A 1,721-nucleotide genomic window follows, 5' to 3' on the forward strand; every position below is an offset into this window, starting at 1 on the left:
ATCTACGGCGCCGGCCCGCGCACGGTGCTGGAGAGCAATGCCAAACGCGCCGATGAACACTTGAATCTGGCCGACCTGCGCGGCGCAACCAAGGTGGTGGCGCGCACGCTGTTTGAATTGCTGCATAGAATCGAGCCATGAACACATCCCTGACCCAGGCCCTAACGGCCACCCTCCTCGTCCTCAGCGCCGCTCAAGCCTCGGCCCAAGTCGAAATCAGCGAGCCCTGGGTGCGCGCCACCGTCGCGCAGCAAAAAGCCACCGGCGCCTTCTTACAGCTGAAAGCCAAGACCGACAGCCGCCTGGTTGAGGTGCGCTCCAGCGTGGCCGGCGTGGTCGAAGTGCATGAGATGGCGATGGAGGGCGACGTGATGAAGATGCGCGCCGTCGACAGCTTGGCGCTGCCGGCCGGCAAGACCGTTGAGCTCAAGCCCGGCGGCTATCACGTGATGTTGATGGCGCTGAAGGCGCCGATCAAGGCCGGCGACAGCGTACCGCTGACCCTGGTGTTCGAGGGCACCGACAAAAAACGCCAGACCGTTGAGATCAAGGCCGAGGCACGCCAGCTGGGCGCACCGGCCCCAGCGATGCATCACTGACGCTCACTGAGTCGCGTTGCCCTCGACCGGCAGCTGCTCCGCCCGCCAACGCAGCATGCCGCCGGCCAGATTGGCCACCTGCGTCAAACCCGCTTTTTGCAGCAGCACGGCCGCTTGCGCCGAGCGCGTGCCCGAGCGGCAGATCACCACCACCGGCCGCTTGGCGGCGATCAGCTCGGCCGCATGTTCCGCCAGTTGCGACAGCGGCAGCAGGCGGGCGCCGGCGATATGGCCCAGCGCGTCGCTGAACTCGGCCGGCTCGCGCACATCGATCAGCTGAACGCCGCCTGAAACGCCGCCCGTAACTTCGGCCAGCACGGCCGGCTGTATCTCCCAGATACCGCTGAAGGTAAAGGTCAGCGGCGCCCAGGCCTGCTCGACAAGGGCTTGGACACCCGGCCGGCCGCAGCGCAAATTGGCGGGCACGGCGATATCCATCAACTTGGGGTGCGGCAGGCCAAGATTGTTCATATAGCCGGTGAAATCGGCCTCGTTGGACGAGCCGCCCAGCCTCGGGTTGAAGCGCTGCTCCTCCGCCACGCTGGTCACCGTCAGGCCGCGGTAGTCATGCCCGGGGTAGAGCAAGCAAGTCGGCGGCAGCGACAAAATTTGCTGCTGCACCGATTGATACAGCAACTGCGGGCTGCCTTGCTGGAAATCGGTGCGCCCGCAGCCCCGGATCAGCAAACAGTCGCCCGTGAAGGCCATGCTCTGGTCGTCCAGCACATAAGTCAAACAGCCGCTGGTATGGCCCGGTGTGGCGCGCACCTCCAGATAACGCTCGCCGAAGGCGACGCGCTCGCCATGCCTGAGCAAGCGGTCGGCGTTCAAGGCGTTTGACTGCTCGGACAACAGGATTTGGCTGCCGCAGCGTTCTTTAAGCAGCCAAGCCCCGGTCACATGATCGGCATGCACATGGGTGTCCAAGCTGGCCCGCAAATGCAGGCCCAACTCCCGCAGCAAGGCCACATCGCGGCGCTCATGCTCGAACACCGGATCGATGAGCAGCGCCTCGCCGGACGCCGTGTCACCCAATAGATAGGTATAGGTGGACGACGCCGGGTCGAAGAGTTGGCGAAAAATGAGCGGTGAAGTGAGCGGTGAAGTGAGCGGTGAAGTGAG

2 protein-coding genes and 1 pseudogene are annotated in these 1,721 nt (G+C 64.7%); 2 read left to right on the forward strand and 1 reads right to left on the reverse strand.

Going from position 1 to position 1,721, the window contains the following annotated elements; translation table 11 throughout:
- Together RMO57_RS03375 and RMO57_RS03380 are read left to right on the forward strand one after the other, a co-directional pair.
- Nucleotides 1-141: pseudogene (locus tag RMO57_RS03375) on the forward strand (peptidase M20); the annotation flags it as partial.
- Complete coding sequence (locus tag RMO57_RS03380) at nt 138-599, forward strand: copper chaperone PCu(A)C (RefSeq protein WP_310384220.1); 462 nt, start codon at nt 138-140, stop codon at nt 597-599. The pseudogene RMO57_RS03375 and the gene RMO57_RS03380, both read left to right, overlap by 4 nt.
- Nucleotides 600-602: 3 nt before the next feature.
- Here the strand turns inward: RMO57_RS03380 and RMO57_RS03385 are convergent, their stop codons facing one another.
- The gene (locus tag RMO57_RS03385; protein WP_310384222.1) at nt 603-1,682 is read right to left on the reverse strand and encodes a rhodanese-like domain-containing protein; all 1,080 of its coding nucleotides are present in this window, start codon (nt 1,680-1,682) and stop codon (nt 603-605) included.
- Nucleotides 1,683-1,721 lie beyond the last annotated feature (39 nt).

It is taken from the genome of Roseateles sp., assembly GCF_031397715.1.
Lineage (GTDB): Bacteria > Pseudomonadota > Gammaproteobacteria > Burkholderiales > Burkholderiaceae_C > Paucibacter_A.